Below are 570 nucleotides of genomic sequence, written 5' to 3'. Positions count from 1 at the left end.
TCAGTATGGGTAACACGGCTAACGCGAGTGTGTGGGCGTACGCGGATGTGTTCATCGCTCCGGTGGGTTCGGAGATTCCGCAGGAGGGGCGTCCGTTCGGTGCGGAGTGGGAGCAGGTGGGTCTGCTCGATGGTGAGGAGGGTTTCACCGAGACGGTGGAGGCTGAGTCGGAGGACCTGTACGCCTGGGGTGGTGTGCTGGTGGCTTCGACGCACAACAACTTCAAGGTGACCCGCAAGTTCCTGCCGTTCGAGGACAACAAGACGGTGTATGACCTGATGTACCCGGGTCATGGTGTGGACTTCGACGGTGAGGGTGGTTACGAGGGTCGGATCCATGTGCCGGACCTGCAGGCGCGGTTCATGATCGCGTTCGAGACGCGGACGGGTGATCTGATCAAGCGGACGGTGTCGGCGAACTACGCGCAGGTGGCTGAGCGTGGTGAGTCGACGGAGAACGCGACCGAGATCGCCAAGCGTGAGATCACGGTGTCGATCTTCCCGACCGATGCTGATGAGGACGGTAAGTCCACTCTCTTCTACACCTACAAGGGCCGCGCCAACTCCGGTG

The 570-nt window shown here is 61.4% G+C and carries 1 protein-coding gene; it reads left to right on the top strand.

Annotation, left to right across the window (positions count from 1 at the left end; all coding sequences use genetic code 11):
* On the top strand, positions 1-570 hold a 570-nt coding region (locus D457_RS0131625; protein WP_239646272.1), incomplete at both ends, for a hypothetical protein.

This window comes from Nocardiopsis valliformis DSM 45023, from assembly GCF_000340985.1.
Taxonomy (GTDB): Bacteria; Actinomycetota; Actinomycetes; order Streptosporangiales; family Streptosporangiaceae; genus Nocardiopsis; species Nocardiopsis exhalans.
This window is presented reverse-complemented; position numbering and strand designations above follow the sequence as displayed.